13 protein-coding genes are annotated in these 19243 nt (G+C 62.7%); 3 read left to right on the plus strand and 10 right to left on the minus strand.

The genetic code is table 11. The features are described from left to right. Window positions 1-24: 24 nt before the first annotated feature. From tssM (QQK95_RS05350) to tagH, 3 genes are all read right to left on the minus strand, one after another. The gene (gene tssM, locus QQK95_RS05350; RefSeq protein ID WP_284269728.1) at window positions 25-3555 is read right to left on the minus strand and encodes a type VI secretion system membrane subunit TssM; all 3531 of its coding nucleotides are present in this window, start codon (window positions 3553-3555) and stop codon (window positions 25-27) included. Continuing rightward, window positions 3555-5069 (minus strand): type VI secretion system protein TssL, long form, encoded by a 1515-nt coding sequence (gene tssL, locus QQK95_RS05355; RefSeq protein ID WP_284269730.1) that lies wholly within the window; start codon window positions 5067-5069, stop codon window positions 3555-3557. The genes tssM (QQK95_RS05350) and tssL (QQK95_RS05355) overlap by 1 nt, the downstream gene beginning before the upstream one ends. Before the next feature lie 293 nt (window positions 5070-5362). Continuing rightward, window positions 5363-6442, minus strand: a complete 1080-nt coding sequence (gene tagH, locus QQK95_RS05360) for a type VI secretion system-associated FHA domain protein TagH (RefSeq protein WP_284269732.1) — start codon at window positions 6440-6442, stop codon at window positions 5363-5365. Window positions 6443-6688: 246 nt separating this feature from the next. Here tagH and tssI point away from each other — a divergent pair, with 246 nt between their 5' ends. The 3 genes from tssI to QQK95_RS05375 are packed head-to-tail and all read left to right on the plus strand — an operon-like array spanning window position 6689 to window position 9788. After that, window positions 6689-9016 (plus strand): type VI secretion system Vgr family protein, encoded by a 2328-nt coding sequence (gene tssI, locus QQK95_RS05365; protein WP_284269734.1) that lies wholly within the window; start codon window positions 6689-6691, stop codon window positions 9014-9016. An 11-nt stretch (window positions 9017-9027) separates the two neighbouring features. Further along, window positions 9028-9453: a DUF6484 domain-containing protein gene (locus QQK95_RS05370; protein ID WP_284269736.1), complete on the plus strand. Its 426-nt coding sequence runs from the start codon at window positions 9028-9030 to the stop codon at window positions 9451-9453. Further along, entirely contained in the window at window positions 9453-9788 is a 336-nt protein-coding gene (locus QQK95_RS05375; protein WP_284269739.1) for a hypothetical protein, read from the plus strand. Before QQK95_RS05370 ends, QQK95_RS05375 begins: the two co-directional genes overlap by 1 nt. Window positions 9789-9943: 155 nt before the next feature. Here QQK95_RS05375 and QQK95_RS05380 read toward each other — a convergent pair whose 3' ends face one another. Genes QQK95_RS05380 through tssL (QQK95_RS05410) form a run of 7 tightly spaced genes read right to left on the minus strand, consistent with a single transcriptional unit; the run spans window position 9944 to window position 19240 of the window. Beyond that, window positions 9944-10783: a hypothetical protein gene (locus QQK95_RS05380; protein WP_284269741.1), complete on the minus strand. Its 840-nt coding sequence runs from the start codon at window positions 10781-10783 to the stop codon at window positions 9944-9946. Between the two features lie 3 nt (window positions 10784-10786). After that, window positions 10787-11722: a DUF4150 domain-containing protein gene (locus QQK95_RS05385; protein WP_284269744.1), complete on the minus strand. Its 936-nt coding sequence runs from the start codon at window positions 11720-11722 to the stop codon at window positions 10787-10789. Next, on the minus strand, window positions 11719-12744 hold the full coding sequence (locus QQK95_RS05390) for a beta-ketoacyl synthase N-terminal-like domain-containing protein (RefSeq protein ID WP_284269746.1): 1026 nt from the start codon (window positions 12742-12744) through the stop codon (window positions 11719-11721). The genes QQK95_RS05385 and QQK95_RS05390 overlap by 4 nt, the downstream gene beginning before the upstream one ends. Beyond that, entirely contained in the window at window positions 12741-13844 is a 1104-nt protein-coding gene (locus QQK95_RS05395) for a DUF2169 family type VI secretion system accessory protein (RefSeq protein ID WP_284269748.1), read from the minus strand. The genes QQK95_RS05390 and QQK95_RS05395 overlap by 4 nt, the downstream gene beginning before the upstream one ends. After that, a complete protein-coding gene (tagF, locus tag QQK95_RS05400; RefSeq protein ID WP_284269750.1) occupies window positions 13844-14386 on the minus strand; it encodes a type VI secretion system-associated protein TagF in 543 nt (180 codons plus the stop codon). The genes QQK95_RS05395 and tagF overlap by 1 nt, the downstream gene beginning before the upstream one ends. Further along, a complete protein-coding gene (gene tssM, locus QQK95_RS05405; protein WP_284269752.1) occupies window positions 14368-17910 on the minus strand; it encodes a type VI secretion system membrane subunit TssM in 3543 nt (1180 codons plus the stop codon). Before tssM (QQK95_RS05405) ends, tagF begins: the two co-directional genes overlap by 19 nt. Before the next feature lies 1 nt (window position 17911). Further along, window positions 17912-19240 carry a type VI secretion system protein TssL, long form gene (tssL, locus tag QQK95_RS05410; RefSeq protein ID WP_284269754.1) on the minus strand — a complete coding sequence of 443 codons (1329 nt, stop codon included), beginning with the start codon at window positions 19238-19240 and terminating at the stop codon, window positions 17912-17914. Between the last annotated feature and the right edge of the window lie 3 nt (window positions 19241-19243).

The raw sequence follows: 19243 nt of genomic DNA on the forward strand, positions 1-19243 counted from the left end.
GCGGTGCGCTGGAACACAGCCATGTCAGAACGCCTTGGGACAGCTAAAGCCGGACAAGGCCGGCAGCAGGAGGGGATTGACCCCCGGCCCGGTCTGCATCGTGTAAGCGACGTCTCGCCCGCCGATCACGAAACGGGCTTCGGTGTTGGCGCCATTGGCGGTGATGGTCGCCTTGTCCAACAAACGCTTCAAGGCCCACGGTCCTTCGAATTTGAGAGCGGAGTCGCGGCCTGGCATTTCCGGCATCAGGCTGAGGCTGGCGGAACCAGAGGCAGTGCCGTTTGGCCAGGTCACCGTGCTTGGCGCATTCCCCGTCTGGCTGCTCTGGACGGTCTGGCCGTCAATGTTGAGAACCGCGTTATCGGCGTTACCATTCAGCGAAAAAGGCGTGATGGTGATCGAAACCGACGGCACCGAGCCGCCGGAAGGGAAGAAGGCGCTGCGGATTTCGGCGGCCGCCTGAAATGACTTCAAGGTCGACTTCGCCAGGTCGCGGCTGGAACGGGCGTCCTGTCTCCAGGTCCATTCCTGGCCGGTCATGTCGATCAGCGGCGCAAGGTTCTGCGCGAAGAAGCGGTCCATCAGCCCGCCCGGCGCGAAGAGCTTGGCAAAATCCGCTATCGAGATCTCTTGCGTGCCGTCACTGGCGAAGGGATAGCGACCGTTGACCGCCTCCTCGCAGGCTCGTGTGACCGTCTGGTCGAGGTTCTGGTTGAGGTTGGCCACCGAGGCTTCGGCGACATTGCCTTCGAACTCGTCCGCCGCCGCGTTGACCAAGCGCGCAAGCGGCTTCGGAAGGCGCGAGGCATTGGCGCGCAGCGTGGAGATCTGCAGCTGCAGGTTGGCATTGACGCGTTCGGTCTGTGAAGGCACGTCTGCCGAAAGCTTCAGGCTTTGAAATATGTCGCGGAAATTCCGCGTCAGCGCATCCAGCGGCCGTCGCCCACTGGCGCCGCTGACCAGGGCCTGGAACGATCGAAACTGTGCCTCGACGCTCGCGCCGGCATTCTGCGCTACAGCCGAATCCAGTCCGGCTCGGCTCTGCGACTTGCCGCCGGCGATCTGCAGGCCGATGCGCGCCAGACCTTTGGCCATGCTGGCTGGGTCCTCTTGCGCTGCGCTGCTCTCGCCCTCGGCCGTGGTGTTCTGCTTCGTCAATGCAGTCTCGTCGGCGATCGCCGTAAACAGCTGATCGAGAGGCGAGTCTGGCGCGGCGAGGGCGGAAAGCGCGAGATATTGCGGTTTGTCCTTGAGCAACGCTTTGAATTTCAACTGGTCGAGTACGCGGTTCCATGCGGAGGAGAATTCCTCGCCGTAGCGGTCGATCAGTTCGGGACCGAGCTTGGGCAGGTCCTGGTCAATGCCGCCCTGTTCGCCGCCTCCGCCGAGCACCCACTGGTCGTTGACGAGCATTTGCGCGACGCGCGAGAGCTGCGGCAGGAAGAAGCGGTTGAAGCCGGCGCGCGTGTAAAGTCCAGGAACGTTGAGATCGGCGAGATCGCTGCCATCCATGCGTTCGAACAGCAGCTGCGCCTCGGGGCCGGCTTTCGCCGCGACGGAGAGGTCTTCCAGCCTTGCGGCGTAGACCGCCGACTTGATCAGCGCCGAAGCGCGGTCGGCAAGGCTCATGCGCCCGAGCGAGCGTTGCGCTGCTTCGATCAGTGGCTGGTTGAGCTCAAAGACGGGATCGTAGGCGTCGTCGAGCGCGAGCATGGCGCGCAGATGCTTTTCGAGCTGCGCGCGGCCCTCGCGGTTGTTCTCGCCGGGATAGCGGTTCTCTTCCCAATCCTGCCTCATCCAGGAAACGATCAACTCGTCATCGACCTTCGGGGCCTTGCCGCCCAGCATCAGGTAGATCTTCAGCGGCTCGTAGAGCGCGATCGGATCAGCCATCCTAGCCTGGATCGTGCGCTCGGCCTGCACCAGGAGCCGGGAGCGGAATGTCCGCTCGAGCGCTTGCCGGTAGGCAGTCCTGGAGGCTGATAGCAGCCTCTCGCGCTGACTGAGCCCAAACGTCTCCTCGATCGGCTTTGCCTGGTCGCCGTTCTCGAAGCCGGCCGGCAGGTTGCGCAACTGGTCGAGCGGGCCGATGACGTTTTCGAGGTCGACGTCGGTCACCGTCGTGCTCTTGAGCAGCGAATCGGCGCTGTCGCGATACTGCGCCATCGCCTGCCTCGTGGAGGCGATCAGCGACTTGTTGGCGAAGAAGCTGAGGCCAAGCACGCCGAGAGCCGCCAAGGCTGCCAGCGCAATGGCGGCGAGGCCGCCAAACCTCGCGAGCCTGGCGCGCCGTTCGGCTGCTCGGTCGAAGGATACCCAGCCCGATTCCGGGAAGATCACATTGGTCAGCAGATCGTGCAGGAAGAAGCTCTTGCCGGTGCCGGAAAGATGCGCCTGCGAGGCGCTGCCGAAGCTGCGGCCGATCGCGCCCAGCACCTGGTCGAACGGTGTTCCTTCCTGAGTACCAGAGGAGAAGTAGAGGCCCCGAAGGCTGACATTGACATGCGATCGCGAGGCATCGAACAAGCTGCCGACGAATTGGGCTATCCGGCTCCTGAGGGCACCGAACTGTGCCGGGAAGCCGAAGATGGCGATGCGCGCCACCGGGTCGGCCTCTTCCTGCAAGCGATCGACGACTTCTTCCGCCAGGCGCTTCGCCAGCTCGTCGAATTCGGCAGGCGCCTCGCCGGCCATGTTCCTGGTGCGATCGACGGTCTGGAACGTCGCGCCCCACACCTTGCGCCTGCGCGCTTCGTCGAATTGACCGAAGTAATCCACGAAGCCGGAGACGAGATCGGCTTTGGTGAAAAGCAGATAGACGGGAAACTGGATCTTCAGCGTCTCGTGCAATTCGCGCAGGCGGCTTCTTATCTCGGTCACATGGGCTTCGATATGCTGGTCGTCGAGGCCAATGAGATCGGCGAGGCTGATGGCCAGGATCACGCCGTTGATCGGTTGCCTTATGCGGTTTTTCTTGAGCAATCCGAGGAAGGCAAGCCAGCTTGCCTTGTCACGCTCGCGGTCCGATTCCTGCGTCGTGTAGCGGCCGGCCGTGTCGATCAGCACCGCCTCATCGGTAAACCACCAGTCGCATGACCGCGTGCCGCCGACGCCGGCCACCGGCTGGGCATTGCCGGAGCCCGCAAGCGGAAATTTCAGCCCGGAGTTGACGAGGGCCGTCGTCTTGCCGGCGCCTGGCGGGCCGATGATGATGTACCAGGGAATATCATAGAGGAAGTTGCGCTTGCCGCTCGTCCGTTTCAGCGTCGCGATGGCCTCGCTCATGCGCGCGTCGAGCACCTGTGCATCGTCGTTGCGCTCGTCGCTGCGCACAATGGCCGCTTCGAGCGCCTTTTGCGCCTTGCGCCTCTGCCAGAAGCCGATGCCGTAGAACAACACCAGCACCGCCACCGTCACCCCGATGATGACCGCCCTGAGCCACACGGATCCAAGCGGGCGGGTATCAGCGAAGCGGATCAGCGGTCCGGCATACCAGACGGCGGCCGAGAAACCGGCCAAGGCAAGCACGCTGAATATCCGCAGCATCCAGCGCATCAGTTGCCGTTCTCCGCCGAGCCGGTCTGCAAGGTCTCCTGTTTCGGGATCATCACGTCGACGCGCCGGTTCTTGGCGCGGCCTTCCGCCGTCGCGTTGTCGGCGATGGGCTCGTCTTCGCCCTTGCCGTCTACGCTCAGACGCGATGGATCCTCCAATTGCCTGGCGATCATCGCCTGCACGGCCTTCGCGCGGGCGACCGAGAGATCGAAATTCGATTTGAACGTGCTCGATTTCTTCGGCTTCACATTGTCGGTGTGGCCGACGATCTTGATCGGTCCGGGTTCGGCGTCGAGGGCCCTGGCAATATCGGCCGCGATGGGTTGGAACTGTGCCTTCAACTCAGCCTGGCCGGATGCGAACAGAAGCTGGTTACTGATCTCGGCAACAATGAAGTCACCCTTCGTGCCGACGTTCAGTCCGCCGGCGGCGATCTCCCGGGCGAGTGCCGCGCGGATGCGGTCGATCTGCGTGGTGTCCGGTGGAGCGGGTGGCGGCGGTTTGGCCTGCACCGGTTCGGCGGGCGCCGCCACGCTGGCGCGTTCAATGGTAACCGGGGTGGAAGGATTGAGCGCCAGCAACGCGCCGGCGGTTGCATCGCCTTCATCGGTGATCAATATCCGCAGCCCGAAAAAAGCCGCCGTCACCAAGGTCGCCGCGGCGGCTGCGACCGCCCACAGAGGCAGCCGCCCTCCTGGCTTGGCCATTGCTGCCGCCATGCCTTGCCACCGGGGCGAAATGTCCTCGGCGGCACGCGGCCTGAAGTAGCGCAGCGTATCGTAGACGTCGCGCCGGACGCGCTCGAGTGTGTTCCGTTCGCTGGACAATCCCCGATACTGGCCCTCGAACCCCAGCGACAGGCAGGCATGCATTAGTTCGAGCAGGTCGTAATGCGCTTCAGGCCTGGCGAGGATATTGTTCAGCGCTTCGTAGAAGCCGGTCCCTGTCGGTCGCGTGTGGAAGAACTGCACCCCCAGACTGTGCTGAAGCCAGGTTTCCTTGCTTGGCCAGGGCAGGTTGCCGACGAGATCGTCGGCGGTCTCGCAAAGCGCAAATTTCGCGATCCGTGCGTCTTCTTCCCCAATACCGGCTTTGGCGATGGTATGGTCGAAGGTCTCGATGGCGTCAGCGATATGCTCCGCCAAGGCCGCGGCTTGCCTTTCGACCGGGATCAGCCGCAACTGACCGAACAGCATGAGCAAGGGGGCTGCGGCGGCAAGAATAGAATTTGTCGCGGCATACCTTACGCCAGCGGTGGCGTTGAGCAAGGCGTCCTGCTGCAACGCCGGTGCCGCTTCAGGCGCAGCTCCGTGGCTGGCCCCCTGAAAGACCACGGTTCCGGACGACCAGCCGGGCGGCATTTGTCGGCCGAGGCCGGGGTCGAACACCGTCGATTCCCCGGTGGGTAATGGAGCCTCCGCACTGTTGGGAGCCACGCGCGGCTTTTGCCTTGGCCGTGGCGCGCGGATGACGGTTTTGTCCGGCGGCTCGGAGGGATCGTCCTTCGAGCTCATCGGCGCACCACCGTCGAGGTGCAATGGGGATATTCCAGGCAGGATGAGAGGCGCGTACCAGGCTGGGTATCAACAGCGAGCCGGATGGAAAGACTGATCTTGCCGAAACATGACATTCCTGCACACGCCCCAAGCCACGCCGCTTTGCCAGCCAGGCAAGCACCCATGCGCTATCCTAATCTCACCGGAAGCCGATTGAAACCGGGAAGCAGGATGATCAAGGAAGCGGCTTCTTCTACAAGGTCCTTCATACAGCCCGAAAGAGCGTTGCCGACGGCATTTGCCGAGCGCGGCTATTTCTGCTTGCCAGCCTTGGCGTAGGCTTCGGCGAAATAGGCGAGGAAGACATCCAGCATGCCGTTTTCGTGCTTATCCTCCATCGTCCGCCACGTTGCGACGAGCGCATCCCAGGCCTGGCTTTTCCTGGATGAAAAGGACGCAGGCGGGATTCTCTTGGCGATCGCCTCCGGCGACAGGTCGTCGAGCAGCCTCGAGAGCGCGGCCTGCATGGCGGCGTAGGTTGCGATTTCGTGGGTCTTCAGGTCGCGGAACGCATCCTCGATGCTATGCCTGGCATCGAGATAGCCGGCCCGCCGCTTGGCAAACATGATCTCGAGTATGTCGTCGGTGCCCGGCACGAATTTCAATGGGTTGTTGTCCTCGGCGCCGATCATCGTGCGATGCGCGCTCTTGGCGAGCACCTTGGCGGCCGCGCGCGCCTTGAGCAGCAAGGACAGTTGCTCGACCGTGGTTCTCAACACCGCGCCGATCTCGGCAGCGACGTCATGCGGGTCGCGCGACTGCAGCAGCTCCGGCGACAGGCCAGCCGCCCTGGCGATATCGCGCAGTATCCCGTCCGCTTCCCCTGGCTGCCTGGCCGGGACATTCGGGCTGGGCTGCAGCGCCGAAGACGTCGGCACCGGCATTACTTCGGCCGGGCGCTGCTCCGCCGGATTGTGGAACAATGCGCTGCCGGGTTCCAGCGGCGTTCCCGTCGAGGGCGGCAACTCGCGTTGCGTCGAACCAGTCCTGGCTTGCGGATGACCGGTGGCGACACGGTCTTCATCGACCGAAACGGCGACGACATAGCGGCCGATCAGCAGCCGGTCGCCCTGGGTCAGCCGATGCGGCGCCTTCATGCGCTGGCTGGAACCGTTGACGAAAGTGCCGTTGCGCGAGACGTCATGAAGCCAGAACGAGCCCGCCTGATAGAGGACTTCGCAATGCCGGCCCGAGATGAACTTGTCGGGATCGGACAGCGTCCAGTCGCAATTTTCGCGCCCGATCTCGAAGCTGCGGTCGCGCGCGGCATAGCTCGCCGCGATGCCCGGCGGCAAGCTGTCAACATTGCTGATCTGAAGCGAAATGAACATTCGACGCCACTGGCAAAGCTGAAATCCCAGACATTCTAGCATCTTGCCATCGCAGTGGGAGAGGTGCGTTCACTTGAATGCACGCCACGGTTTAGACATTGCTTCTGTTTGGCCTCCATCAAACATATGCTAGGCTTGCGGCCGTCCGATGCGGTGAATTCGAATCCCTCCCGACCGTGATGCGGTTTGCGGAGCGGGAGCTTCAATCCATCACATTGGCGGCGGCGTCCAGGAGGGGCACGACCCATGCCGAACGAACGTGCCACGGTTGTACACACGCCGGTTGGCGCCGATGTGCTGACTTTCACCCATCTCGTCGGTCGTGATGAGATCAGCCGAAGTTTTGCCTATACTGTCGGGTTCGTCAGCAAGAGCCGTGACGTCGATCCGCTGAAGATGCTTGGCGGCGTCGTTTCGGTCGAAGGTGAATCCGATCCAAAGCGTTGGTTCAGCGGCCTGGTGTCGGATTTCAAGCTTACGCGCATAGAGGACCGGCTGGCCTATTACGAGGCCACCGTCAGGCCATGGCTCTGGTTCCTCGGCAACACCACCGATTGCCGCATTTTCCAGAACATGACCGCTGTGGAGATCGTCGAAAAGATCTTTTCGAAATACGGCATCGCAAAATTCGAGAAGCGCCTGCAGGGCTCCTACCCATCGCGCGAATACTGCGTCCAGTATGACGAGAGTGATCTGGATTTCGTGCAGCGGTTGTTCGAGCACGAAGGCATCTTCTATTTCTTCGAGCATGACGAGGACAAGCACACGCTCGTGCTGTGCGACGCTATGAGCAAGCTGAAGCCGGCTCCAGGCTACGAGAAGGTGCTTTATAATTTCGAGGGCTATGGCTCGCGCCGCGACGTCGAATACATCACCGAATGGATCCCCGGCAGTGCGGTGCGGCCAGGCGCCTACGCCCATACGGACTATGATTTCGAGAAGCCCGGCGCCGATCTGATGGCGAAGTCTGCCCAGCCCTTTGGCCACAAGGAGGCTTCGGGCGAAAACTACCGCCAGCCCGGAGCGCATCTCGATGTCGGGCGCGGCGATACGATCGCGGGGATCCGCCGCGAGGAACTTCAGGCAGTGCATCAGCGCAACACCGCCGTCGGCACGGTGCGTGGCCTTTTTTCTGGCTGCAAGTTCACGCTTGAAAGCTTTCCGCGCGACGACCAGAACACGGAATATCTGGTTGTGAGCGCCGAATACCGGCTGTTCGATCCGGGCTACCGGACCCAGAACGAGGCCCACAGCGAGAATTTCAAGGTGGTGCTGGGCGTAGCGCCGACGAAATTGCCTTATCGGCCGCCGCGCATCACGCCACGGCCGATCATGCGCGGACCGCAGACGGCAACGGTGGTCGGCCCTTCGGGCGAGGAGATATTCACCGACAAATACGCGCGGGTGAAGGTGCAGTTCCACTGGGACCGCCTCGGCAAGAAGGACCAGAACTCGTCCTGCTTCGTGCGCGTGTCGCAGACCTGGGCCGGCAGCGGCTGGGGCTTCATCCAGATCCCGCGCATCGGCCAGGAGGTCATCGTCGATTTCATCGAGGGCGATCCGGACCTGCCGATCATCACCGGCCGCGTCTACAATGCCTCCGAGATGCCGCCTTATGCGCTGCCGGCCAACGCCACGCAATCGGGCTGGAAGTCCAATTCCTCGAAAGGCGGTGGCGGCTACAACGAACTGATGTTCGAAGACAAGGCCGGTTCCGAACTGGTCAATTTCCAGGCGCAGAAAGATCACCACCTGCTGATCAAGCACGACCGCAACAAGACGGTGCAGCACGACCAGTCCGACCGTATCGACCACGACGCCAAGCACTCCGTCGGCCACAACCTCGACGAAGACGTAGGCAACAACAAGACGGTCAAGGTCGGTGTCGACCAGACGACGAACATCGGGTCGAACGACACCGAGACGGTGGGCGCGAACCGCTCGCTGACGGTGATGGCGAACGAGACGATCCACGTCGTTGCCAATTCGACCGAGAACATCGACGCCAATCATTCGCAGACGGTGGGTCTGGTGCAGACGGTTACGGTGGGCGCGGCACGTGTCGATTCAGTAGGGGCGGCCGAAGCGAGGACCGTGGGCGCTTCTCAGACGAACTCCATCGGCGCGGCGCGGTCTGTGAGCGTGGGTGCCGAGCAGAGCCACGATATTGGAGCAGCTGATAGCTGGAACATCGGAGCCGCCCAAAGCGTCAATGTCGGCTCGGATCAGAGTTTCAAGGTTGGAGGTGGACAGACAACGGAAATCGGGAAAGGCCGCAGCGCCAAGATTGGTGAAGATGACGCCACGCAAGTGGCCGGGGCGCGCGCGCTGAAGATTGGCAAGGGAAGCGTGGTCGAAATTAACGAAGACGGCTCTATCAAGGTCGGGAAAGACTTGGTCATCGACGCGGGAGACTCGATCATTATCAAGTGCGGATCAGCCGCGATCGGCATGAAGAAGGACGGCACCATCACGATTGAAGGCAAGGACATCACGGTCAAGGGGTCGGGCAAAATCAACGTGAAGGCTTCAAGCGACATCACGATGAAGGGTTCGGAAATAAAACAGAATTGAGGATGTTGGCGATGACACGGACGGCCGAACGGATCGATGGAGTTGTGATAGGCATATTCCTGGGCTTCGGCGAGAATGCCCCGCTTGTCGTCTTTCCGGGCAACCTGCGAGAGACGGCTGTTCCCGCCCGTAGCCTTGCGGAACTCACCTCGGAAATGATCGGCGCGGAGGTAGCGCTGCTGTTTCAGGACGGAGATCCCGATCGACCACTTATTGTCGGGCGGATCATTGATCCCGTTCCCAGGTCAGATGCTTCCACGGTCACGCGAGATGGTGAGCGGATTCGAATTACCGCCAACGAACGTATCGAGTTTCGCTGCGGCAAGGCGACTATCGTCATGGAGAAGGATGGTCACATCACCATACGCGGTACGTATTTGACAAGTCATGCCAGCGCGGCAAATCGAATCCGCGGTGGCTCGGTGAATCTGAACTAATGCCAGCGCCAGCTCTTCGCGAAATGGTCCGTCAGCACGCCGAGATGGCGGCGTTCCTTTGGACCGTTTACGACCATCATCTGTTACATCCAGACGAAAATCCTGAAATGGACGAGGTGCGCCTCGCCCGGTTGGTCGAGCGACTGGAGGCGCATCTTGACGGCCTGAAAGTAGCCGGAGACGTGGGCAGCCAGATCGCGAGGGAGCGCTATGCCGAGTATCCCGAACCCGGAGAGTTGTTTGTCCTGCGGATGCTTTCAGTGGCGCAACCACCGCGCATCGTTGATCTGGATGTTGAAAAGGTCCGCTCTTGGCTGTCGGCCAACAGAGACTGAAAAAGTCTACCTCCAGCCAGAATTAGAGCGTTGATCGACGCGACGAAATGCCGACCATGTTGCGCAGAAGTGGGTTCTTGCCGCGAGCTTCCGCCCTTATTTTCTATGTCTGGCATTCTTCCAAACGCTGTGCGCCTTCGGGTGACATGTATCTGCTAGGACGGAATTAAGCCGGCGAACGGCACCGAGACCCATGCCCGGCCGTCGAAGATATGTGCTGCCTCATCGTCAAAAGTTACGCAGAAGTCATCGTTCGAGGAGAAGAAATACCCCGGCCGATCATAGGCTGTTGTGAAGGAACCATCTCCGGCGATCTCGTCTATTGTCTCGGCTTCCAAGGTGGTCAGTATGCGGCCTTTGAACGCGTGGGCATCCTGCAAGCTCGGCCGATCCTCGGAAATGTCGGTCCATGTCCCGGTGCGGTACAGGAAAGCGACGCCTTCATCTCCCACGACCACGCCTTTGTCATGCGAAGTGAAGGCGATTCCATGCAGATCTACGTTGGTCGGCAAGTGATCAACGGAAGCCGTGCCTGAGGCGTACGTGATGATCCGACCAGTGGAAGCTGCGAACACATATTCATCCGCCTTCCTTCGAGCGACCGAATAGACGTCCTGCTTGCCGCGGAATGGAATTCGCTGCCAGGCGCCGCGCCGGTTTTCAAAGATAAGACCATCCTCGCCCATGATGAACTGAGGTTCGTCTGCGAAACCTGCGAGTTTGATCGTACCCAGAAGATCGACGCTGGCAATTGGCTCGACCCTCTCTCCAATCGACAGGATTTGGCCATCCCAAACCGCGCCAAAAAGCCTGCCTGCGCGGTTGGCCCAGATCGACACTATCCACTCACGAATCTCGGCGACGAGCCGAACCTGTGGATTGGTTCGCCCACTGAAGTGATAGATGCGAGAAAGGTGGTTGCCAGGGCCGAGTTCCTCATAGAACAGACAGTAAAAAGCATCTTTGAGGGCGATGTATGCATCCGTGCATTCCATTGTTCACACCTTCGGTACGTCGCATTGGACTTCATCAAGACGGTCTTGGCTGCGTTTTCTGGTGGCCCATTTGAAGTATGTGTCGCATATGGCCTTCAGGCATTCCTGGGCGTCAGGGCTAGCTGCCAGCTTTGGCAGGCTTTCGGCGGTGTGTTGAAGTTCGGCATCGCGGGCGGATTCGTAGCTTTGCGAACAAGCTCCCGACTTACCGGCACCTGCGGCCCGGCGCTGGGCCGCCGCTCGCTTGATCTGCTTGCGGGACTTCTTGCCGTGCTGAGTGGTTCTCTTCTTGCCATCGTTGAGGCAGATGCAGGGCGCGTCGCCTTCCGTGTAGCGCGGGAACGCACCTATGGGCCCGCCACCGCGATCGGGTTCGAAAAACGCGTTCTGGATAACATGGTCGGACTGCTGCTTGCCTTTCTTACAGTGATTGTCGGCCTCGTCGTAGGGGTGCACGTGGATGTCGATCGAGGCAAGCAACGCCAGGCAGTTTTGCCCGCCTACGGACAAGGCCGCTATGTGGACCCAAGGCGGAGTGTTGCCGACTGGAGAAGCGTGATTGTTGGTGGCAAGGTCCGTATTTCGGATAACCGGCTCACCATCGAACTTCACGTCATTCGACCAGGAGTTGAAGTATCCCTTGCCGGTGTTTTTCGAAGTGACAACGCCTTTTTTCGCAGCACAGCCTGCCTCAGTCCCTGACGTTCTGGACAAGTCGGATTTGTTCTTGATGTTAACAGTCTGGCCGCCGATCTTGACCGTGCTCGTTCCCTGCTCGGTATCACCGGCCATCCCGAAGCTAGGGTAGGGGATGGGTACCCCAGGGGGGGTCGCCGGGTTTTCGGGTGGTGTAAAGCAAACGTCGGGAAATGCGGCGATCGTTTGGGCATTGACCGCCTTGCCGGAAATTTCCAGACCGTTTGCGAAGACATTGCTCACGATCCGGACCTCGTCGCAAAGAGCGCGGCGCCGCAGGCGCCGGCATCGTTTGATGCTTCGACCAGGACCGGACTGCCGGCAGCGTACCCTTTGCGGGCCGCCATCCAAGCCATGCCAATCATGAGCGGACCGGTTGCCGCTCCGACATTGCCAAGCGATTCACCTGGGGACCAGATATCCTGAAAATCATGACGGCCGCGCAATAGACGCAGGCTTGCCAGTGCGCTCTGCTTGAACCAATACTGCTCACCAATCAAATCGGCTATGCGATAGCCGAGTTGCCGCATCTCGATGCCAGTTTCCCTGAAGGCCATATCGTATGCCGCGGTCATACCATCACCGCGCAGGGGCAAGTCCTCGCCATTGTAGATCGACGCGGCCTCACGAGCCAGGCCGAGGCCGAAAAGGCGAAAGCCACCACGCCCCGATCGCAGGCACAAAACAGCGGCGGCTGCTTCGCCGGGAATGAAGCCGTTGGGATTTCCGGGCGCGAGAAGTCGGTTGTTCTTTCGGTAATGTTCGATGGCTGGAGCCGTCAGATAGCTGTCGACGCCGGCAATCATCACGTAAGACGCCTCACCTGATGCAATCATCCTGCGCGCTTGTTCCAGGGCCACATGTCCTGAAGCACGATCGTGATTGATGATGCGCGAGCGTGCATGCGGCTCGACATCGACGATTTCAGCGATATGGCGGAGCAGGCGAGCTCCGTCGGTTATCGGCCGGCCTGGCCGACTCTCGTCTGCCAAGCAGAGAATGAGCGCCGCTTGACCGCGTGCCTCGGGAGCGGTTTCAAAGGCTTCGCAGATCGCCGCTGCGGCAAGGTGGGCCATCCGTTTTTCGCCGATCCAGCCGCGTGGCAGCGGCACCGGGGCACCGATCAGCCATTGACCGCCTGGCCCCAGGAAACGAGTTTCCTGGAAACCGTCCAGTCGGGCTCGCATCGCTGCGCAGGCCGAGGGCGCATCCAGACCGACGGCAGTCACCATGCCGATGGCGGCTATATCGATGGCGATACTCATGCGTCCTCGGTTTCGTCATCAGAAACAGCGAGGCTGGCCCGAACATAGGCGCGCCCGGTGGCGCGTGCCCGCAGCATTGACTCGGTCGGCGGTCCGACCCAGCATTCCGAGAAATCGAGGATTGTCCGCTGGATCCGCTGTGAGACGCGCCAGACCAGCGAGAAGCACCGCTTCTCAGGGTCCAGGAGAACGGTGTCGGGAAGTATGTCGGCCTCGTACACCTTCTGCCTGCCCTTGAACAAAGTGATCGGCAGTGCGGCCGGCGGCAGTCGAAAACTCACGCGTCCTTCGGGCACGAGATTGACCAGCACCACGTCCTCGCCGCCGCGCGGATGGTCGATCTGCTGGTCGGGCGGCGCCATCTGGAAATAGCGCTCATCGAAATCCGGCGGCAGGAACGGAAAAATATTGTCGATCCAGTTCTGGTCGTAAGTGCCGCCATATTCGATGCGTCCCGGCCAGCCGCGGCCCATTGGCCCAAAACTCATCGGCTTGTAGTCGCCGAAGGGTGAGCGCACTTCCTCGCCGACCGCCTGCGTGTTGGGCAGCCGCAGGCCTGGGACTAGACGCTGGTTCTTGGTTCGGGACCATCCGGTTCCGACCGGGTTGTATTTATAGCTGGCTGGAAGCTTGTCCTCCGGATCCAGCCTGTCGACGCCACCCCAGGCAACGTCATAGGAGATAGGCAGTTTCAGGAAGGGTTGTGGCGACGTGGCGGTAAAGACCGGACCGATGGAGCGCCATTCGCGGTGGCCAACGACCTCGAACAGCTTCGACCAGTTGCCGACCTTGATGCCGACCGGAACCCGCTCGGCCGGGCGCCCACCCGGTGCGTAGGCGAAGCCATTGGCGACCACGTCGCAGCGCGGCTTGCGGAAGGCGAAATCGGTCTCCCACAACGTTGCCGAATAGCCAGGCACGCCGGTTTGCGTGTCGGCCATGACCAGCGGAACCTGTTCTGCTGATTTCTGCACCAGTCCGCCAGGCTTCGCTGGGAAATCGAAGGTAGCCTTCACCACCACGACCAACCACTCATGGCCGGCCTTATCCATGCCCATGGTGAACTGGTGCGGATAGCCCATCTGGTTCCAGATCTGCATCAGCTGGTCTCCCAGCTTGCGGCGAAGATCTGCTCCAAGGTCGGCTGCGGCGCCTGCGGATCGACGTCGAAAATATCCGTATGCGCCGTCCAGGCCACGAACTCGTCGATGAGATCGCCCTCGCCATCGACAAGCGGAACGGGCAGGCCGGCCAGCGCCGCGTCGAGTTCGTCCGGCGTCATCTCGCCCCGTTGCGCGGCGAAGGCGGCTTTTTCGATGTTTTCGAACCAGGCATCGGCATAGGCAAGCTTCAGCGGTGCTTCATCAAGCCGCGCGACGACGCTCAGCGGAAATTGCCTGCCGACCCGATCGGCACTCTTCAGGACGATGCCGGCCGAGGCGCCGAAGGAACCAGGCCCACTGAGGAAACGCAGCGCCGTGTCCTGGGGCCAGGTCTCCATCCCGAACAGCGGCACGATATGCTGCGCCAGCCAGCGGTCCCATGCGCGCACGAAATCCGCCGGCAGCCTCCGGGTCACGAAATCGCCGGTGGCGGGCATCTTGCCATAGAAACCGGGCACGATCAGATCTGCGGCGGACATGTGAACTTCTTGAACATTTCGAGCGTGTAGGGGTTCTCGACGCTGGCGGCCTTGAGTTCGAAATCGGCCCACATTCCTTTCGTGCCGAGCCGCAGGCTGTAGACGTCGGTGAGTTTGGTCGCGGCGAAGCGGCCGCCGCGCAGCATTCTGAGCCACGCCCAGCTGCCGGTCTCGTTGAGCATCACTTCAGGCGAGCCGTCGACCGGCTGGAAGGCGAGCGAGATCACTCCCGTGCCATCCTTGCCGGGCCACGTCATCGGTTGCGGCCTGGTGGCGTTGTTGTAGTAGACGAGGTTCTGGCCATCGAGGTTGAGCGTGACCCGCGTCACGTTGGGAGAGAGGTCCTTGGGCTCCAGCGTGAAGTTCATCACCGGGCCCGTGCCGCCCGGAAACAGATCGTCGCGGATATGCCTCGCCTGCTCGAACGCAGCGAGCGCCGCTGGGTCGAGCCCGAAATCGGCGCGCCATTTCCACGGCTCGCTGGCGGTATCGACATAGTTGATCAGATGGTCGTTGGTGAAGGCATCGATCAGGCCGGTCGGTCCGAACAGACGTTGGAAGTCGCGCACATTGACATCGACCGCGCTGTCCGGGCTGAACGGATAGCGGTTGTTGAGCGCTGCCTGGCAGAAAGGCAGTATGTCCGCTCGCCAGATGGCGTTGAGCTCGTTGGTGACGGCCTTCTGCGAAAGGCCACTGGTGTCGCCGGCAATGCCGCCCAGCCACTCGTTGATCGGCGAAGGCAGGATCTGCGCCTGCCTGGCGACCGCGCCCGTCAGTTCGGCAAGCCCGCCCTGCTTCTTGATCGCATCCTGCGGGTTGGGATTGGCGGTCACCGTCTGCAACACGTTCGACAGCGCCGTCAGCGCCACGACGGCGGCGTCGAGCGCTGGCGGCTGGCCGTCGACCTGGGCGATGGTGCCTTTGAGCGGCTTGAAATGATCGGCAACCAGGCTGCCGGTCATGTCCACCTGGTTGGCGGAGCCGGCGCGCGGCAGGAGCTTCGCGCCCGAGGTCACCACCTTGCCCAACTTGCCGAGTTTGCTGAGCAGCTTGGAGCCGGTCTTGGCGGCGGCGCCACTTTTGTCGTCGGCCGGCGCATCGTCGGAGCGGGTGAGGTCGGTCTCCTGCACCACTGCCGCCAACAGGCGCTTCAGCGCGGAGTCGGCGCTGGAAAGATCCTTGAGGTTTTCACTGGCGATGTTGAGATCGGTAAGCGGCGCAAGCCGCATGTCACGCAGGAAGGAGTCCCATTGCGCGATATAGTCGTCGTAGTAGAGCTTCAAGATGTCCTGCGAGAGCGCCGAAACCGACGTCTCCGAATTCTCCGAGCAGCCGCCGGCAAACACGGCGCGATCGAGAGCCGCCTGTCCCGCCACATCCTCGACCCGGTCGAGGATCGCGTCGTGGAAGCCAGAATAGGTGTAGGGGCCGGGAACACCGACGCGCAACGTCTTGTCGGAACGGCGCGCGAACACTTTGGCGCCGTTCGGCCCGGCGAAATTGGCCGGCACCCATTCCTTGACGGCTGCCACCTCCGGGTCGGCCAGGAGCTGCTTGTAGGCGCGCTCCGGCAGTGAGATCGTGCATACGGTCTTCAGCGCCTCCGCGACCAGCGCCTTGTCCGGAGCGATGTAGCTGTCGTCGACGGCCATGCGGCGGATGGCGGCGAGCTGGTGCTCTTCGGCGTCGGCCGTGGGGAAGGGGGGAGCCGGCGCGAATTGCGGCAGGCTGTTCACCCACCAGTTCTGGACGAAATCGGTGTCCATCTGCGACAGGCCGGTCATCATCCGGTATGTCTTCAACGCGCCGAGCATGAAATCCGGGTCGCGGATTTGCCGCCACATCGTGGCCTCGAGCAGGGCGACCATATGCGGCTCGAGCACGTTGCGCAGCGCATGGTCGTAGGTGTCGGTCTGCGCGCGCACCAGCTCCGGCGAAGCGGTCGGGCCAAGCAGGTTATGGACGGCGTCTGGCGGCGGGGTCCGGGCGGTCGCCACCGCGTCCATCGCCGCCAGCGCGCCATCCATGGTCGGCTGCTCGACCGCGGCCGGCATGGCGGCGACCTGGGTGAGCGGCCCTTGCAGCGCTTCGAACTGGCCGGCCTGTTCGGTGATTGCATTGCGGTTGTCGAGGTAGGACCAGGTGAACAGTCCGCCGGCCAGCAGGGCCGCGAGCGCACAGGCGGCGGCGGCCCCGCGCCAGATCCAGGCGCGGCGGCGCTGCGCCAGCGGATCGAACGTGCCGAGGCCGGCCTCCTTGAAGATCACTTCGGTGAGAAGGTTCCTCAGGAAGAAGCTGCGCTTCTCGACACGCGCCGCCGGCATGGCGCGGCGCGGCGGCAGTCCGAAGGAGGACGACAACGCCGCGGTCAGACGGTCGATGGGCGCTCCTTCCTGTGTCGCCGATGTCAGATAAAGGCCACGCAGCCATGCGGTTTCCTCGTAGCGGCTTTCGCCGAACATGGCCTCGATCAGCACCTGGATCGGCCCGCAAAGGCTCGCCAACTGCGCCGGAAAGCGAAAGATCTCGGCGCGCGAGCCAAGCTTGTCTTCGTCTTCAAGGCGCGGCACCAGCCTTCGTTCCAGCTCGGTGGCAAGCCTGCCTAGCTCCGCCTGGATCATGCTGGCGTTGACGCGGGCATCCAGCGGAAAGGTGGTTCCCCACACCTGCTCGCGCGCGCTCGTCGACAAGCCGCCGAAGAAGGCTTCGAACCCTTTGATCAGGTCCGCCTTCGTCAGCATCAGGTAGACGGGCAGGCGGATCTCCAGTCGATCGTTGAGCTCCGCCAGTCGGCGGCGGATCTTGCGGCCGTGCGCCTTGATCGCTTCGTCGCCCTCCGAGAGCGCATCGATCGACAGCGCGACGATGACGCCGTTGAGCGCGCGGCGACCCCGGTGCTTCTTCAGGAGGTCCAGGAAGCCCAGCCATTCCGCGGCGTCGACGTCCGGCTGGCTCTCCTGCTGGACGTAGCGGCCCGCGGTGTCGATCAGCACCGCGTTCTCGGAGAAAAACCAGTCGCAGTTGCGCGTGCCGCCGACACCCTGCAGATCATCGGTCAGATCGATTGGAAAATTGAGGCCCGACTGGCGCAATGCCGTGGTCTTGCCGGTGGCAGGAGGTCCGACGATCACATACCACGGCATCTCGCGCAGGAACTTCCGTCCGCCGAGCTTGCGCCGCTTGAGCTCGGCCATCACCTCGCCGAACTTGGCGCCGACGGCTGCAACGCTCTCCTCGCCGGGGGTGAGCTGCTTTTCGGCCACGGGTGCCGCGATCTCGGCGACGAACATGCGGTTGGCACGGATCGCGCGCCGTTGCGCGATGATCAGCCAGATCAGCCACAGGATGATCAGCCCGGCGATCATGGCGATGCGCACATTGTCGGATTCGAATGGCGCGTACGGGCCGACCTGGACGATCGGGCCAAACACCCAGATCAAAAGCGAAAGTAGCGCTATGCCGATCAGCGTCCAGAGAAAGCGCGAGGTGATGATCGCCCAGAGGAAGCGCAGGATGAACATCTCAGAGCCTCTTCTCGACCAGGACCTCGACGCGCCGGTTGAGCGCGCGGCCCTCGCGCGTCGAGTTGTCGGCCACCGGATCGGAGTCGGCGCGGCCTTCGGAATGGATGCGCTCCTGCGGCACGCCAGCCTGCACCAGAAGGTCCGCTATGGTTTGGGCGCGTGCCTCCGAGAGCCGCTGGTTGCTCGCAAGCGGATTGGACCGTTGCAGGCGCACATTGTCGGTATGGCCGACGATCGTGATGTTTCCGATCAGCTCCTGATTGGCAAGGATCACCTTGGCGATCGACTGGATCAGGGGTTCATAGCCTTGCGACAGTGTCGGCCGCGAAGACTGGAAGAGTTCGGGGTTGGAGGACTGGATGATCAGCTTGGCCAGCGAGACGCTCTCCGTGCCGCTGAGCGCGTCCTTGAGGCTCGCCGGCGCTTCGGCCTTGAACGCGGGCAGCAGCGCGAATTCGACCGGCTGTGGCGGTTCGGGTGCGGGCGTATCCTGCTTGGGCGCGGCGCGGGTAACGTCCGCGCGCGAGGCCGGCGGCAGCGTGCGCACGAGGGCGGAGAGTTCGACCGCCTGGCTGCTCAAGCCCATCGACAGACCGATATAAGCGACGGCGGCGACGACAACTGCGGCAAGCGCCATCACCCAGATCGGAACGATGAAGCGCTGCGGCTCGTCGGAAGCGATCACGCCTTTCCAGTTCGGCGACAGCGGCGCGTCCTCGGCGTCCGCATTGCGCAGGAAGCGCGCGGCCGCCACACGCACGGCATTGAGCGAGCGGTCACCGGCGCGGCCGGGCACCCGATATTTGCCGCGGAAGCCGAGCGCCAGGCAGTAATACTGAAGCTCCAGCATCTCGCGGTCGCGGTTGGGATGGCGCTCCAGCTCATCGAGGCGGGTGAAAAATTGGGTGCCGGCATCGACGTCGCCGCGCAGCATGACCACCAGCGGCTGGCGGGGCCAGGCGCTGGCGCCGCCCCATGGCGTATTCAGCGCGAGGTCGTCGAGCAACGCCGCCACGGCCCAGGCCGCCTGGTCGGCCCGTTCGAGCGACGAGCCCGCTGCCATCGCGGCGTCGCGCGCCTGAACCAGCTCGTCGAGCAGGCGCGTGCGCATCGCTTCCGGGTTCTCCGGCGCCAGCGCGCTTTCGAGCTCCGGCGCGAATTCGAGCAATGGCGCGAAGATATTGATGAGCGTGTTGGGATGGGCGCGCGCCCTTTTGACCGGCGCGCCCGGTGCCAGCGGCGCCATCGGCCGTGGCGCGGCGCCCGCCAGCCTGATGCGTGTGCGTTCGCGATCCTCCGACAGTCCGAAAGGATCATCCCGGCTCATGGC

Source organism: Mesorhizobium huakuii (assembly GCF_030160235.1).
Lineage (GTDB): Bacteria > Pseudomonadota > Alphaproteobacteria > Rhizobiales > Rhizobiaceae > Mesorhizobium > Mesorhizobium huakuii.

What these genes read in the sequence shown, in the direction of transcription:
- tssM (WP_284269728.1), bottom strand. Translation starts at nt 3,555, where the DNA reads ATGCGCTGGATGCTGCGGATATTCAGCGTGCTTGCCTTGGCCGGTTTC.
- tssL (WP_284269730.1), bottom strand. Translation starts at nt 5,069, where the DNA reads ATGAGCTCGAAGGACGATCCCTCCGAGCCGCCGGACAAAACCGTCATC.
- tagH (WP_284269732.1), bottom strand. Translation starts at nt 6,442, where the DNA reads ATGTTCATTTCGCTTCAGATCAGCAATGTTGACAGCTTGCCGCCGGGC.
- tssI (WP_284269734.1), top strand. Translation starts at nt 6,689, where the DNA reads ATGCCGAACGAACGTGCCACGGTTGTACACACGCCGGTTGGCGCCGAT.
- QQK95_RS05370 (WP_284269736.1), top strand. Translation starts at nt 9,028, where the DNA reads ATGACACGGACGGCCGAACGGATCGATGGAGTTGTGATAGGCATATTC.
- QQK95_RS05375 (WP_284269739.1), top strand. Translation starts at nt 9,453, where the DNA reads ATGCCAGCGCCAGCTCTTCGCGAAATGGTCCGTCAGCACGCCGAGATG.
- QQK95_RS05380 (WP_284269741.1), bottom strand. Translation starts at nt 10,783, where the DNA reads ATGGAATGCACGGATGCATACATCGCCCTCAAAGATGCTTTTTACTGT.
- QQK95_RS05390 (WP_284269746.1), bottom strand. Translation starts at nt 12,744, where the DNA reads ATGAGTATCGCCATCGATATAGCCGCCATCGGCATGGTGACTGCCGTC.
- QQK95_RS05395 (WP_284269748.1), bottom strand. Translation starts at nt 13,844, where the DNA reads ATGCAGATCTGGAACCAGATGGGCTATCCGCACCAGTTCACCATGGGC.
- tagF (WP_284269750.1), bottom strand. Translation starts at nt 14,386, where the DNA reads ATGTCCGCCGCAGATCTGATCGTGCCCGGTTTCTATGGCAAGATGCCC.
- tssM (WP_284269752.1), bottom strand. Translation starts at nt 17,910, where the DNA reads ATGTTCATCCTGCGCTTCCTCTGGGCGATCATCACCTCGCGCTTTCTC.
- tssL (WP_284269754.1), bottom strand. Translation starts at nt 19,240, where the DNA reads ATGAGCCGGGATGATCCTTTCGGACTGTCGGAGGATCGCGAACGCACA.